General features: G+C 41.4%; 13 protein-coding genes. 5 read left to right on the forward strand and 8 right to left on the reverse strand.

The window, feature by feature from the left end; all coding sequences use genetic code 11:
* Positions 1 to 109: 109 nt before the first annotated feature.
* The 3 genes from dbpA to IEY48_RS05755 form a co-directional block, all read right to left on the reverse strand.
* Positions 110 to 1,483, reverse strand: coding sequence for an ATP-dependent RNA helicase DbpA (dbpA, locus tag IEY48_RS05745; protein ID WP_188918219.1), 1,374 nt, complete (start codon positions 1,481 to 1,483; stop codon positions 110 to 112).
* Between the two features lie 490 nt (positions 1,484 to 1,973).
* A complete protein-coding gene (locus tag IEY48_RS05750) occupies positions 1,974 to 2,840 on the reverse strand; it encodes a pirin family protein (RefSeq protein ID WP_188918191.1) in 867 nt (288 codons plus the stop codon).
* A gap of 155 nt (positions 2,841 to 2,995) precedes the next feature.
* Positions 2,996 to 4,546, reverse strand: a complete 1,551-nt coding sequence (locus IEY48_RS05755) for a methyl-accepting chemotaxis protein (RefSeq protein ID WP_188918193.1) — start codon at positions 4,544 to 4,546, stop codon at positions 2,996 to 2,998.
* Positions 4,547 to 4,935: 389 nt separating this feature from the next.
* Here IEY48_RS05755 and IEY48_RS05760 point away from each other — a divergent pair, with 389 nt between their 5' ends.
* Entirely contained in the window at positions 4,936 to 5,307 is a 372-nt protein-coding gene (locus IEY48_RS05760) for a hypothetical protein (protein WP_188918195.1), read from the forward strand.
* Positions 5,308 to 5,554: 247 nt separating this feature from the next.
* Positions 5,555 to 6,394 carry a hypothetical protein gene (locus IEY48_RS05765; protein WP_188918197.1) on the forward strand — a complete coding sequence of 280 codons (840 nt, stop codon included), beginning with the start codon at positions 5,555 to 5,557 and terminating at the stop codon, positions 6,392 to 6,394.
* A 57-nt stretch (positions 6,395 to 6,451) separates the two neighbouring features.
* On the opposite strand, the gene IEY48_RS05770 is transcribed toward IEY48_RS05765, so the two are convergent.
* A complete protein-coding gene (locus tag IEY48_RS05770) occupies positions 6,452 to 7,471 on the reverse strand; it encodes a GGDEF domain-containing protein (protein WP_188918199.1) in 1,020 nt (339 codons plus the stop codon).
* A 343-nt stretch (positions 7,472 to 7,814) separates the two neighbouring features.
* Between IEY48_RS05770 and IEY48_RS05775 the strand changes: the two genes are divergently transcribed.
* Positions 7,815 to 8,066: a hypothetical protein gene (locus IEY48_RS05775; RefSeq protein ID WP_188918201.1), complete on the forward strand. Its 252-nt coding sequence runs from the start codon at positions 7,815 to 7,817 to the stop codon at positions 8,064 to 8,066.
* 292 nt (positions 8,067 to 8,358) lie between these two features.
* Positions 8,359 to 8,850: a DUF1097 domain-containing protein gene (locus IEY48_RS05780; RefSeq protein ID WP_188918203.1), complete on the forward strand. Its 492-nt coding sequence runs from the start codon at positions 8,359 to 8,361 to the stop codon at positions 8,848 to 8,850.
* Positions 8,851 to 9,046: 196 nt separating this feature from the next.
* On the opposite strand, the gene IEY48_RS05785 is transcribed toward IEY48_RS05780, so the two are convergent.
* Positions 9,047 to 9,748, reverse strand: a complete 702-nt coding sequence (locus IEY48_RS05785; protein WP_188918205.1) for a CPBP family glutamic-type intramembrane protease — start codon at positions 9,746 to 9,748, stop codon at positions 9,047 to 9,049.
* A 198-nt stretch (positions 9,749 to 9,946) separates the two neighbouring features.
* Entirely contained in the window at positions 9,947 to 10,489 is a 543-nt protein-coding gene (locus IEY48_RS05790) for a DUF4287 domain-containing protein (protein WP_188918207.1), read from the reverse strand.
* A 439-nt stretch (positions 10,490 to 10,928) separates the two neighbouring features.
* Here IEY48_RS05790 and IEY48_RS05795 point away from each other — a divergent pair, with 439 nt between their 5' ends.
* Positions 10,929 to 12,134 (forward strand): MipA/OmpV family protein, encoded by a 1,206-nt coding sequence (locus IEY48_RS05795; protein WP_229786337.1) that lies wholly within the window; start codon positions 10,929 to 10,931, stop codon positions 12,132 to 12,134.
* A gap of 246 nt (positions 12,135 to 12,380) precedes the next feature.
* On the opposite strand, the gene IEY48_RS05800 is transcribed toward IEY48_RS05795, so the two are convergent.
* On the reverse strand, positions 12,381 to 13,391 hold the full coding sequence (locus IEY48_RS05800; protein WP_188918208.1) for a substrate-binding domain-containing protein: 1,011 nt from the start codon (positions 13,389 to 13,391) through the stop codon (positions 12,381 to 12,383).
* Between the two features lie 335 nt (positions 13,392 to 13,726).
* The gene (locus tag IEY48_RS05805) at positions 13,727 to 14,704 is read right to left on the reverse strand and encodes a transposase (RefSeq protein ID WP_188918210.1); all 978 of its coding nucleotides are present in this window, start codon (positions 14,702 to 14,704) and stop codon (positions 13,727 to 13,729) included.
* Positions 14,705 to 15,310: the final 606 nt, after the last annotated feature.

Raw genomic sequence — 15,310 nt, forward strand, 5'->3', positions numbered from 1 at the left:
CGATTTATGTTTTATCGCGTAGTGAATAGCTGCTAAGCCAATCGTTACTTAGCCAATAAAAAACCGCTGAACATTGTTCAGCGGTTTTTTGTTTAAACATCTATTACGATTACATAAACCAGGCTCGGTAGTTACGACCCTTCAACTTACCTTTATTGAGTTTATTTAGCGCTTGCTTTGACGCCTTACTGCTTACGGCAACATAAGCACGGAACTCAGTGACTTTAATTTTACCAATATCATTAAAATCTAAGCCGTTATCACCAGTTAATGCGCCAACAATGTCACCTGGACGAATCTTTTGCTTTTTGCCCGCATCTATTTGAATGGTGATCATCTCAGCCGCTTGAGGCTGCTTGTTGAGTGCACTCATCGCTGGCAGTGTTTCACCGATGATATCTTTGTTCATGGCTTCTTCAATCATCGCCATTTTGTAACCGTCATCTTCACCAAAGAAGGTATATGCTGCACCCGAGCTACCCGCACGGCCTGTACGGCCAATACGGTGAATGTGGACTTCTGTATCGTAAGCAATGTGGTAGTTAAATACCGCATCAAGCTCATCAATGTCTAGGCCACGGGCAGCCACATCTGTCGCCACCAAAATACGCGCACTGCGGTTAGCAAACTGTAATAGCATTTGATCGCGATCGCGTTGTTCTAAATCACCGTGCAGTGCTAACACACTAAAACCAAACTCAGCTAATGCATCTGCCACTTGCTGGGTTTCGCGCTTAGTATTACAAAACACTACCGAGCTACGCGGTTGCTTATCAAGCAACAACAAACGCAACGCCTCAAGGCGACCTTTGTTGTCATCAACACGGTAAAAGTGCTGTTCAATGGTTAAGTTGTCATGCTTTTGCTCAACTTTTACCATCACAGGGTTATACATAATTTGATCGGCAATCGATTTGATTTGCTCAGGGAAAGTCGCGCTAAATAATAACGTTTGGCGCTCACGCGGCGCAGCAGCAATAATCTGGTCGATATGCTGCTGAAAGCCCATTTCTAACATGCGATCTGCTTCATCTAAAATCAACATGTTCATGTTGCTTAAATCTAAGCGGTTACGATCTAAATGATCGACAATACGACCCGGCGTGCCAACAATAATATGTGCGCCGTGCTCAAGCGAACCCACTTGTGGTCCCATTGGCACACCACCACATAAGGTTAATACCTTAATGTTATGAATACCGCGGGCAAGTGTGCGGATTTCTTCAGCGACCTGGTCGGCAAGCTCACGGGTTGGGCACAACACCATGGTTTGAATACGAAAACGTTTTACTTCGAGTTTGTTTAACAGGCCTAAACCAAACGCAGCCGTTTTACCTGAACCTGTTTTTGCTTGGCCTATGACATCTTCACCGGCCAAAATTGGCGGTAAGCTTTCGGCCTGGATTTGAGTCATTGATTCAAAACCCATAGTTTGTAGGTTTTCAAGCAATTCAGTTTTTAAATTAAGTGATGCGAAAGCCATGTTAACGGCCGGTTCAGTAGACTGACTCAAGGCGAATATCCTCTGATATCGAAAGCAAAAAAGCGCACAAGTGCTGCACAAACAAATTAGCCAAGGTGATTATTGTCAGTATAGCGAATGCTACACATCAAATTGTCCTTGGCCATATATACCCAATCAACCTGAAGATGCTCGATTTCAGCAAGAATTTACACGCGTTTAGACAAGGCATTGATTGCTGGTAATGGTTATTCCCTTTCCAAAATCAATAACGCAGCATAAACGCGTGTAAAACTTGCCCTTTGGGAGTTTCACCGTGCTTCCACTACGTTGTTACGTTAACTTATAAGGTACCTACATTACTGCATTAACGCGCCTAGTATTGAAAACACGGTGAAGCTCTGAAACACGTCTCTTCAAGTTGATTGGGTATACACGCTATTGTAGCAATTTTCTTCAGCTTTCGCTGACAAATCTTTCTCTCAAACAGGGATAATTTATGATTAGCTGACTATTCTATCTGGCCAAAAAGCCCTTGCTGATAATCACGCACCGCTTGGTCTATTTCGGCTTGGGTATTCATCACAAACGGGCCCATTTGCACTATTAATTCATTAATGGGATTGCCTGCAAAAATCAATAGGCCAGCCCCGCAAGCTTCTGCTTGAAAATGACATAGTTCAACGGCATCTAGCAGTAACAACTGCCCTTCGCCTGAGGTTTCACGCAGTCCCTGCTCATCCACGTAATGGATTTCACCTTGGTAAATATATACAAACGCGGTGTGATAACGTTCAAGGTTAAGTGTGCCGTAGCCGTGTTCATTTAAGGTTAACTCGGCTATCGCACCCTCCCCAGCGAGTCCTTGAATAGGCCCATCGATGAACTCCAGACTATGATTAAAGCCCCAATGGCCAGCCAGTGCTGTCAAGGTCGCGCCGTGTTCGTTACTTTGTTGTGGTTTAATGCATTGAGTACTGTCTTGATAAATTGGCGGGCGCATTTTGTCTTTAGCTGGCATGTTTAGCCAAATTTGAAATCCATGCAGACCATCATTGGCATCGGCTAGCGGCATTTCAGAATGCACAACGCCACGGCCGGTACTCATCCACTGTACATCACCTGCGCGGATTGGTTTAACATTACCCATTTGGTCGCGATGTTCAAATCCACCCTTACGGATATAGGTAAAGGTTTCGACACCACGGTGAGGGTGTGGCGGAAAGCCACCGATAAAATCTTGCTCGTCATTTGATTTGATCTCATCGATCATTAAAAAAGGATCAAAACGAAGTTGCTCAAAGTCAGACACTCGACTGATGTTCACACCATCACCGTCCATTGCCGCTAAGGCACTAAAACGCTGTATCACTCTCATGCAAACCTCAATCTATAAACCTATTTGTAACAGAATAGCAGGCCTCTAGCCGAATAAAAATGGCATAATAGTGTGATTTACTGTCGATAAAATCGATACTTTTCTAGCAGTTCAAAGGGCTAACACTGCAAGCGACTCAAGCCAGCTGAATCAGGTTAGTTAAACTGCGCCACCAGCTCAGTTTGCCGGTAGCCCTGAGCACTAATATCTTGGCTGTGTAGCGACGCATTTTGGCAATTTTGCTCAAACTGTTTAATACCACTTTGCAAGGTCATCGCATTAGTATGAATTTGATTAACCACAACAGCTTGTTGTTCAGCAGCTACCGATATTTGTTCACCGTTATTTTCTATAATGGCCATCACATTACTGACTGAGGTTAAACTTTCATCCAGCATTTTACTTGAATCAATACTCTTACTCGTCAGTACATGACTTTGGTCCATTTGGGCAACAGCCTGAGCGGTAGTTTTGCTAAGTGTATTGATAATGGTATGAATTTCATTGGCTGATGTTGCCGAGCGACTGGCTAAATTACGCACTTCATCAGCGACAACAGCAAAGCCTCTGCCCGTTTCACCTGCACGAGCGGCCTCAATGGCGGCATTAAGCGCCAATAAGTTAGTTTGCTTGGCTATCTCCTCGATGACCTCAACCACTTTATTTACATTTTGGCACTGCTGGTTTAATGACGAAATCGCCACACGCGATTCAGCAAGCAAGTTATTAATTTCTGATGTTGCGGTTTGGCTATGTGTCAGCGCCTCTTTAGTGGCTTGGATTTGAGACACTAACTGAAGGATTTCTGTTGTTGAGTTTGCCGTGTTTTGAGCAATATCAGTTACAGATGAACTCATTTGCCCAATAGCAGTAACCACTTGTTCAAGGTTTTGCGATTGCTCAACGAGTTGACTTTGGTTGGCATTATTTTGTTGTTGATGTTCATCCAATCCTTGCTGAAGGTGCTCACCACTGTCTTTAATGCGCCCTACAACCGCAAGCGTTTCTGCTTTTTGCATTCGCAAACTTAACTCTAAATGAGATAACTCATCGACATGACCTGTATAAACAAATTGGTTCAGTGGATTATTATGTATTGACTTACTCACGGCGATCACGGTTGCAAAACGGTGTTTCAGAAAATAAAGTGGCATGCAAAAGCACATAACAGCAGCAACAAACCCAAAAACTGCAAATGTTGAACTTAAATAAGGTAGACAGACAAACAGGATGACAGAACACAACCAAGTGAAAAATAACTTAGTGATAATACTGGCACCCAATTTAGGTTTGGCCTTTTTACCAGCATTTATCGCATCGTAACAAGCCTGAGCACGCTGGGTGAGTTCAGGATCTGCTTGTGTTCTTACTGATTGATATTCGCAAATACTGCCATTACGTTTTATTGGTGTAACGTAGGCGTTGACCCAATAATATTTACCGTTTTTACACCGATTTTTTACCAGTCCCATCCAGCTTTGTCCTTGCTTGATGGTATTCCATAAATCAGCAAAAGCAGCTTTGGGCATATCAGGGTGGCGTACAATGTTATGTGGTTGATTAATTAACTCATCTTTGCTGTAACCGCACACATTAATAAAGTCTTCATTCACATGAGTAATAATGCTGTCTAAATCGGTAGTGGAGAGTATTTTATAATCGGACGGATAGGTGACTTCCTCATCGATAATTTCTTTTATAGCCATATTGATGTCGTTAATTTTTTTGTGTAGGACAAGAATATGATTATTAATCAATCAATATGACTTTTATGTGATTTCCCGCGACTTTAATCAGAAAAGCACCAACATTTTTAAAATTCACGAAATAAGTCACATTATAATAATAACGAAACTGAGTCAGTTCATACTTTAGACAACACAGTTTACTGCTTTTGCCTCAATGTTAAAGACTAACCCAGTATGTTGAAGCACTAACCGATAACATTGCTCTGTTGAGTATTGAGCAAAACCTCAACAAGACAGGTATCAGCCCTAAGCAATCATAATGGCTTACTCATGATGTGTACTAGATAACGGTAAAGGGTGTAAAACACCGTATAATCAAGGTTAATTTACGATTTAGGGAAAATGACGTGCTAACAAAAATCCTTATTACAGTGTTAGTTATTCTGGGTGCCGTAGTGTATTTACGACGTGGACGAAATCGCAACGTCAAGTACACCAGAACGATAGAGATTGAAAAACCACCCGTGCTCAGCAAGATAGCTATCTATTCGATGATCGCCGTGTCAATGCTGGCAACAGCAGGATATTGGGGCTGGGGTTGGTATGATGATAACACGATTGTAGAAGTCACGATTTCATCTCCCATTGAAGCGATGACAGCCAGTTACCAGGTGCGTAAAAAAGATATTGAAGATCAGCGGATAACCACCATTGATGGCATACAAATCAGACTCTCCAATCAAGAGCGACTCACCGTTAAGGCGCTGAAAACAGATTAACGTGATCGGTTTGCTTTTCGATAACCTCACACTTATAAATCATGTAATATGTCAGTTTGGTGTGCTTGTTTTAGGGCGGGCAAATCTTAACGCAGCTTACACAAACGCATTTTTACCTCACTAATTTTACCTCACTAATAGATTGACATAACAACCCACTCTCCCCTTTCCTTTTACAACAAATTGAACTTTACTTTCTATTAACAATCAAACCTAACACCCATAAAATAAACGATATTTAAGTGACATGGATAGCATCACAGCAACGCGAGAAGGCAGCAACAGACAAGCTAATTCGGTTAATCCACAACGCCTAGCTACGCCTTTGTTTTACGCAATTGTGATGCACAGCATATTAATATTGCTAATAGCTTGGTTTTGGCAACAAGACACCAAACGCAGAATGGCCGAAATCAAAACGCCAATAAAACACAGCGCGATTAAAAGCTACCTCATTACCTCGCAGCAATATCAGTCGATGCTAAACGAAAGTCATTCTGACCCCATCAGTCAGCCTCAGCCACCAGCACAACTCATTCAAGCTAAATCCGATGCTCACAAGCCCCTGCTCAAAGTTAACAATGAAGCAACTCAAATAGCGCCAGTTGTCACCAACACTGCAAGTTCACCTGCGCCGAATAAGCCCAATAAAACGAATGCACCCACCCCCCCTGCTGCAGAGGTATCAACTCATGCGATTCATGCTGCAATCTCAATGAAACAGGCTACAAGCCAATATCTACAGCAACAAAATCAACTTGATTTTGAGCAGCTTGTTGGCGAGCAAACCGCAGCGCAACATCAACCAAGAGGCAGTTTGAGTGAAATGGATGCCACATTGGATTTTATTGAGTTAGCCCCCACGCCAACGGATACAAGCCAACCCCATACCTTAAATCACAAATTAGATCCAAATAGAATCGTCAAACAAGGTGATTATTGTTACACAGTGGTCAATCTGGCGACCCAGGTGAATCCTCATGGCTGGGGGTTAGGTTTTGCAGAATTTTGTGGCGAAGATAAGCAAAAGCAGCAGCTGACAGAAGCCATCAATAATAGAGTCAATAAAGTCAAAAAAACGGATTAACATTCACCGATATTATCAACTAGGCAACAGTGTAATCCGTTTAAGTTGATTGTGATATTACTCCGAAACCACCTGATTTCGCCCTTGGGCTTTGGCTTTATAAAGCCTTTCGTCAGCAGCTTTATATATCTGAGGTAAATGGCTACCATCATCAGGCCAACGCGCTACCCCAATACTAATGGTAATATTAAGTGGGCAGCCGTCAATAACCGTAATTTTATCAATCGCCAGCCTTAACCGTTCAGCAATTTTTTCAGCCTGTCGCATGTTTGTATTAGGGATTAACATACAAAACTCTTCGCCGCCAAAACGAAACGCCCAATCATTACGACGTCGCATATCGCTGATTATTGTTGATACCTCCATTAATACTTTGTCACCGACATCGTGACCAAATTCATCATTAATTTTTTTAAAGTGGTCCAGGTCAAGTAACAGCATAGAGACAGATGATTGCTCCTCCGTCAGGCTTTGACACAACATCTCAAAAATAGAATCTAACAATAAACGGTTATTTAACCCTGTTAGTGGGTCAAGCGAAGCCATTTGTTGCAAGCGCTCTACCGCCTCGGCTCGTTTATATTCATAACTATAAGACAACGCCCAAATGGCCGCTAAACACAGCATAATATTGGCAATGGTAATGGGGTAAATATCGGCAATATGATAGATCAAGTCGTAAATCAAAATCGCAATACCAGCCACCATATACACGCTGGTAAAAATGGTACCTAACCTAATGCCCAATAACAGGTACGACAGAACAGGAATAATAAATAACCAGGTAAACAGCCCCGAATTAAACGAGGCGCTATAAATACCAATAAGAATGACGGTATAGAGGGCAAATAAAAATACGCAGCTCCACAGGGTCAAATTAGTGGTGCGCTTATGAATCGCGAGGATACCAATACACAAAAACACTACAGCTAACTCAACCATGGCGTACACTTGAAAACCATTAAACCAATTATTAACGACAAAAATACTGCCCGCAATAATGATTACAATTAACACAGCTTTTAGCACTGTACGTCGATACTCAAGTTCAGTTGCCCATAATTTGGGGATGATCATTAATCTAGTATTCCTGTATTGAGTCACAGCAGCCTAAGTGGCTATATTGATGATGGCCATGAATTTAATGCGTTTTATTAGATAGCCAAAGACTAGTCTAGGGATTGCAGACGCGCTAGAGATCTTACCCAATTTTATCTAAACGCTGTTAAGGACAGTTGTTTTAATGGAAATGTGTATTGTGTTAAGGGCTTTTTATATTGCTTTACGGCCACATAACCTAAATAATTTGCTGTCCCTAGCATGACATATCAGTTAATTCTAGTTCAATTTTGAACAGGTATTCATCATACTATAATAACAACTCATTTAGCCAAGTTGCTAACCATAAAAAACCAAAAAAATGGCAAAACCCAATAAAAAAGGCCCAACACGCACAGTCGATATTTTTTGCGCTAAATGTAAAGTCCAACTTTATAAGTACCGTAAAGGTGGCAAGGGCGCCCTCATAAAATGCTTTAAAGAGCGTATTACAGAAGATTTCACTAAAGTCGCTTGCACCTGCCCAGCATGCGGGCAAACTTTTGCCCGAGAATGTCTAATTCGTGGCGCACCGGCTCTCAAAATGATTGGAGGCAAAGTTACTTTTAAATAACCTCGTCATCACCGGTCTGCACCGGCACACTTTAATTCTGTCTTATACCGCCTGGCTCACTTATTAATGTTAAATAACCAATTGGCTATCACAGCGATACGACCACAACATCAAGCGCCTAATATCGTTACAAAAAAAGCTACACAGCCCTAAAAATGGGCGTTTAGCATTAATTAGCAGTTACGATTATTTGCGAACGGGATCGCTTTTTATAAAACTAAAACTGCAAAAAATTCATTTATTGTGCTAAATTTAAAACTCACCGTTCTAAATTTAACATTGAGAGGCGACTATGGCGCATCGTTGGCAAATTGCAATTTCTGCAGGTTTATTAGCAGCTGTTTGGGCTGGTCTTGCTGATGTGCTTCATCTGGTCACATGGGTCGGCTTTCTAGGTTGCAGCACGTTTTTTGCGCAAACTGAAGCAGGCGTAAAAGGTATGATGATGGCAATGATGACTAATCTTTCAGGTGTTTTTTGGGGATGGTTAATTATTGCAGGCAGCGGTGTATTGGGCTCACCTATCATTAGCTATGCATTAACCGGTATTGTGACTGCGTTTATGTGCCTACAAGCCAGCAATAAAAACTTTGCGTTTATTCCTGGTACATTTATTGGCTGTTGTATCACATTCGCATTAAATGCCGATATTGCAGCAATTGTTCCGCCACTTATGATTGGGGCAATGCTTGGCTACAGCATGAGTCTGTTAACTGGCGTACTTATCACGCTAACAGATAAAACAGCTGATTCATTTAAAGATAAACCTGTAGAAGAAGCCTAAATAACTACAACCCGCATAATGACGCCTTCACATTTTTAGCTGATCACATCCATTCATATGTGGTCAGCAATAACGATAAGATACCAACCTCTGCGGTTTGCAACCCACTTTTCCTCTCGGTTCAATGTAGTGCAATCATCACTTTATTATCAGTAATCAGGCACTACTCGCTGAGTCTAAGCTAGCACATCGATAATTAACTGACTGAGTAATAAAACGCCGAAAAACCAAACGCGAGCTCTATGAGTAAATGGAAGGTTAATGCAGGCCATAAACTGCGGGTTTTGAGGGTTAAATAAGACAATAAAGGCGAGGCAAAAATCATCCCTACGGCTTCATATATTGGCTTTTTGATGTGAAATAACACTTCGAATATACAAACGATAATCGTCATAATCACCGCTGCAGCGGCAGGGTTAACCTTATAGTGCTTGGTTAAGCAATATTGCCCGCCACCCAGTAAAAAACCACGATGAATGACCTCCCAACCAATAATGGTCGACGCGGTAAAAATTAAAAAGCGTTGAAATGCACCTGACTCTCTGAGCCCTTCGAGCGAACGACCATGTCGGTAGTGAGATAAGTAATCTGCAGCAAAAAATTGCAAATAAACAAACAAACACAACAAAAGCCCAAAAAGCACACCCATAAATATCAGGGTTTCACGATTAATCGTGGGCCGAGAAAAATACAGATGCTTTAACGGTATTGCCAGCAAAAACACCACAATAAAAGGTAATACTAACCGACTTAAAATCCAATAACCTTTAAATCCGCCCGATGCTAAAAAGCTGTTGCTGACATACACACCCACCACCTGAGACAGCAATACCACCAACAGTAATATACAAAAAGGGGCCGCCATTTTGACGCTAAGAGGTTGGTCCTGGTGTGGCATGTTTGTGATTTCCGTTTACGCTGTACAGCTTTAAAAGACAATTGCCACACAGTCTGTTATGTCAGCACTATTATTGTCAACAAGATAAAGCGCTGAAAAATAGCGTGTACTCACAAAGTGCTTAGCTAAGCTGCTTAGGAAAAGCATTTAATCAATATTGGCATTGGTCACACTCGAATAAGCACCAGTGATTGTTGATTAAACCGAGCTTTCATATGCTTTAGCCAACCATTCAATCAGTTCATTATCAACATCGGTTAAATGTTGTAACTGTATTCTATGAGTACACATAGTGCCAAATGGCCCGGAGTTTTCTAGGCGCCCTTGTACTGCTACCCCTTTCAGTTTCAAGCCTAAATCTATTCTTTTTTTAGTGGCTGGTTTAATTAACGCAAATTGGTTTTTTCTAATGATACTGACACTTGCTTTTTTAGGGGTAATGACAATATCGTCACCCAATTTTTGTAGGGTTGAAATCAATAAGTCATAAATGGGTTTAAGTGACTCTTTGCCGCTATATTGATTTGATACTAACTCTTCAGGAGAATCCTTTGTGTCTTTTGACAAGGTCACAATGGTATTAGCAAATCCATGTGTTACACCGTGCTCTGTTTTCAAAAACGTTACAGCCTCTGAGTGTTTAACAAAATTTTCTTGTTTTAATATTTCAAACCACTCTGTTAATTTTTTACCTGTTTTTTCAGGCATATTATCAATCATCGTTTGCAGTGCTTGATCCATACTCTTCTCCTTTTGCTTCAAAACATAACACCGACCATGTAGAAAACACATTGTTATGCTGCCTTTGCATACTATCAGAGCTTAGCACTCCTAAAGCTTTCCCGTAATGAGCCACCCATTTTCCTTTTAATGGGCCATCCATTGTTAATGAACTTTTTCATATTAAGCGACTCCCGTAATGAGCCACCCATTCTTCGACAGGCAAAAGGCGAATGTAGAGTTCCTCAGCTCAGCACAACTCTGTTATTCCAGGGTAATAACTTGATTTTTGGCTCATCTGTAGCATTCTTTAGTTATGCCCACTGCCTGATGAAAACAATGACATTGATTAAACGACTCAGCACGCTAGCACTGTCGATATCACTCATAGCACCTTTATGTCTCACCGTGGAAAAAACCTCGCAAGAGCAGCCTAACTATATAGCTGACAATTGGGGTATTGCTATCGGCATTCGTCGGGGGCGATATTCCTTATGCAGTGGAAAAAGATGAAGTTTACGATGTACTGCCACTATTGAAGTTTGAAAATGAATACATTTTTATCAATGGCATGGAGGGCGGCGTACATTTGTGGCAACAAGGCGATCACCAGATTAATGCCTATACCCGCTTTCGCTTCGTCGATATCCCAAAAGAGTTACAGAACCAATCTCAAGCTCAAGCCTTCGATTTTGGTTTGCAATATAAATTCAATCACGGGGCATGGGAGGCTGATGTCGCATTATTATCAGACTCTTACAAGCGCGGCTATGTGTATACGCGCACGAAATATCATTGGCAGCAAGGAGATTGGAAACTCACACCTTACGCAGAATTTCAATGGAAAAGCGATGATTTTAACCAGTATTATTATGGGTTAGAACAATATGACGTGGGCGGCGGTATTCAAGTTAACGCAGGACTAGAAGCGCGTTACCATTTGATCAGTAATCTGTATCTACTTGGTCAATTTGGCGTTGGACGTTTAGAAGATAATGTATCGAATCTACCAACCATAGATAACGCTTATCAGTATGAATCATTTTTAGGTATCGCTTTCTTCCCTGAGCCTAATAAACAACACTATCACTCGGTGCCCTTTAGTGATGACAGCGATGAATTTTTACGACTTTCACACGGCTGGGCAACACCGTCTAATCTTAACGAGATTTTAAGCTGGAACACGCGTTCTGACCGATACAATAATCAAATGAGTTCGTTGTTTTATGGTACTCAATTAACCAAAACTCTGTTTACCTTACCTATTGAGCTTTACTTTACTCCTGGCGTGGTATGGCATCACAGCTCTGCGGTGCAAAATGATTTAGCCGAGGGCGTCGTCGCGATTAAAGCATTTTATACATTCGAGCTAGGGCCGAGATTTAGACTCGGTGTAGCAGAAGGACTCTCGTATGTCAGCAGCCTGACTTATATTGAAGGCTCTGAGATTGAAGAAAAAGGTTATACGCCATCAAAGTTACTGAACTATCTTGATTTTTCTCTCGACGTTAACATGGGCGATCTATTGGATAACTCGAATTTGCACAACATGTGGTTAGGTTATGCCATCCATCATCGTTCCGGGATTTTTGAAACAAGCTCTGCATTTGGTCGCATTAAAGGCGGTAGCAATTACCAAACGGTTTATGTTCAATGGCACTTCTAAACAGCATACACCCTCATTTTAAGTCATTACATCTAAGTACATAAGGCAACATTGTGAGTGAGCACTGCTTAAAGGGTAAGCCAGCCTTTTATTTAAGCAAGCAAATCGTAACAAGCCGTCTGCTTCTTAAATAAGCCATATATGGAAGTCCCAGTGAATCGAGATAATAATCGCGCACCAAAGGCTTTTGGGACATGTCATTATTTGAAGCTGGTAATTATTTGAATTTGGTAGAGTTAAAGATGTTTACAACTCCACACTCTTGGTACAGGTATCAAGGTTGTCTGGCGTGCAAATTGTAATTGGCGTGTAAATTATTTTCTCATATTTTTGTTCTGTAACAATCTTATGCAATGTCAAAATGGCTTGCCTGCCCATTTCGTATGGATTTTGACCAATATTGATATGAGCAAGATTATCTCCCAACATCGTTAATTGTTCAGCGGATGTATCTGTGATAACAATAATGACCTTGTTGTCATTAATTTTTGCCTGATACGGAGCAATCATTTGACGGTAAAGCACTTGGTCATTTTGCGGCCAACCACCGACTGCAATAAAGGAGTTTGCTTTTACAGGCTTACCTTTCAAAGCAGACTCCATTTGCTTAACAGAAAGATCAAGTTGATCAAAATTAAAAAAAGGTTCCCTAACTTCAGTCCAGCCCGAATCGTTATTGAGCAATTCTCCAGGCGGTGCATCGTATATTTTCCCAGATAATGCCGAACGAACTCCCATCAGTCTTAAATTTAAATTGGGAGAATCTGGTCGTCCAGATTGCATTATTAGTGTCCCCCCATTGGGCCGAAGTTTTTTTAACTCTTCACCTAATGATTTACCCAATTCAAAATTGTTAGTGCCTATATAGGCCAGGCGTAAATTATTAGGGTCTTCGTTGATTGAAGCATCAAAATCAGAGTCATAGGTAATAATTGGTACGCCTAATTCTTTCGCTCTCTTCAGACTATTTTTAGCAAGATATTTAGATTGTGTAATGGCGACAGCAATACCATCTACACCTTCATCAATCAGTTGATTTATTACCTGGTCTTGCACCCTAACGTTACTTATATGGGGCCCCCGATATAAACACTCCACGCCTTTTATTTGAGCTGCAGCATCTATACAGCCTACTTTGCTTTGGTCAAAAAAAGCACTGTTAAATTTAGGTACCACTGCAAACTTCAACTCTTTTCCATAGACAGAAGATATGGGGATGACACTAAAGACAATCAACAATACGAGCAATCTCGCCACATAACCTCCTGAAATAAAACAGAGCGCGACTCTGCTTTACAATAGAAGATAGCAAAGGGATTCAGTTAAAGATATGAGATGAAACAATATTACTGAACATAGACGAATTCTTCTTAAAGATGCCACCCAAGGTTATGCCGATAAATATAACGACTTTTAATCCTCTGAACGGTAATCTATGTATTCTGTATTGCTCAAATCGACAAATTCAATCTAAAAATATGACCACTTAAAATTATACGAAGGCTACAGGGGAAAACGCTAAACGTAGCGCACGTCTGGGGACCTGATATCAATCAAGCAGTGGATAAACAATATTTTTTAGTCTGTTTTACTTAAGCTTGCAGCCAACGTTGACAATTTGATGCGCCTTGTCGTCGTTTTCGCTCCAGGTGCTCACAGTATTCGGTTAATGCAGGTAAGGCACCGACAGCACCTTTAAATAATGCACCAAACTCTGTTGTGATTTTAAGCCAATTCTCTGCGGGGATGTTGAGTCTATTCAGAACGTCCTGACTGCTTGAGCTAATGGCGCCACGCTTATCTTCTCGAATAATACGACCGGTATCTTCAACCAGTACAATGTAGTCTTTCACGCTGAACATGAGCCCGTTAGGCATATTGAGTCGTTCATTACCCACAAACGGTAATAGCTCAGCTGGTTGCTCGCCTTTCATTGCTGAATTTATACGTCGTTGAATACTGGTGTAATCTGAGGTTTCCGGGGTTACGGCCATCTTGGCACGAATTGGGTTTAAATCAACATAAGCCATACAGGCGAGTACTGCGGCTTCATCAAGTAATGCTTGAGACTTAAACCTCCCTTCCCAGAATCGGCCTGTGCACTTATCTTCTTTGTTGGCCATTCTGGCTATAGGCTCACTGAGTGAACGCATAAACCAACTGATATCAATTAAGCGTTTACGGTATTCGGTAATGCATTCATTAACCGTTTGAAGCTCAAATGAGTTAAGGTCTTCCTCTTTAAGGTATTTGTGAGTGAGTAACGTGCCTTTAAAGCCCTTGTGCCATTGAGTGAGCACTTCTTTATCTGACCACTGTTTTGCCTTATCAGCATCAACCTTTAACACCACATGCAAATGGTTACTCATCACGACATAAGCACAGATATCAATAGCAAAGATGGTCGCTAACTCAAGAATGCGTGAATCGACCCACTCACGCCGATGCTCAAAATTCTCACCTGTAGAGTTATCAATTCCACAAAGAAATGCCTTACGCACCACACGCGAACAACAGTGATAGTAAGGTGTATCTTCTAGGCTCACGATTGTCTGTCTTGGTCTGGCCATCTTTAAATACCATTTAGCTGGGGTAAATAAAGCCTAGTTCACTGTTTGTTATTTCGCCAACTATTTTGGGTGGCCATGTTAATTTGCCATGTTAATTTATTTTGGGTGGCCATGTTAATTATTGCAAGATAGCACATTAAACACTCACCAAGGTTGTTGTTAACGATGAAGAAATGGCTCAGTCCAACCAGTGCTAGCCCGAATAGGCCAAGGATAGGGTAATCCTAATCCGCATGGGTGTTTCATATTTTTAGGCGCAGTGGTACGGATTTCATTAGGGGCGCAGCTTGGCTGTTAAGCCCGTATATATGGCAGTACAACCGCTTCTAGCGGTAAATGAGCACATCGAAAGCAACGATAAGAGTGAGAATGTTGTACAGAAAACTAAGGCCAAAAAGCCTTCGGTGAGCAGAGTATTGTCTTGACTCACCGGGAGCGTCCATATATGGCCATGTTAATTTATTTTGGGTTAATTTATTTTGGGTGATGAGATGGACGCTCCCTAATACGGCGTCAATGCGCCAAACTGATGTTGAACCATACAGTTACTTAAGGAGCGTCCACCATGAAAGTTACCACTATTGCGATTGATTTGGCAAAAAATGT

It is taken from the genome of Shewanella saliphila (genome assembly GCF_014648295.1).
Classification (GTDB): domain Bacteria; phylum Pseudomonadota; class Gammaproteobacteria; order Enterobacterales; family Shewanellaceae; genus Shewanella; species Shewanella saliphila.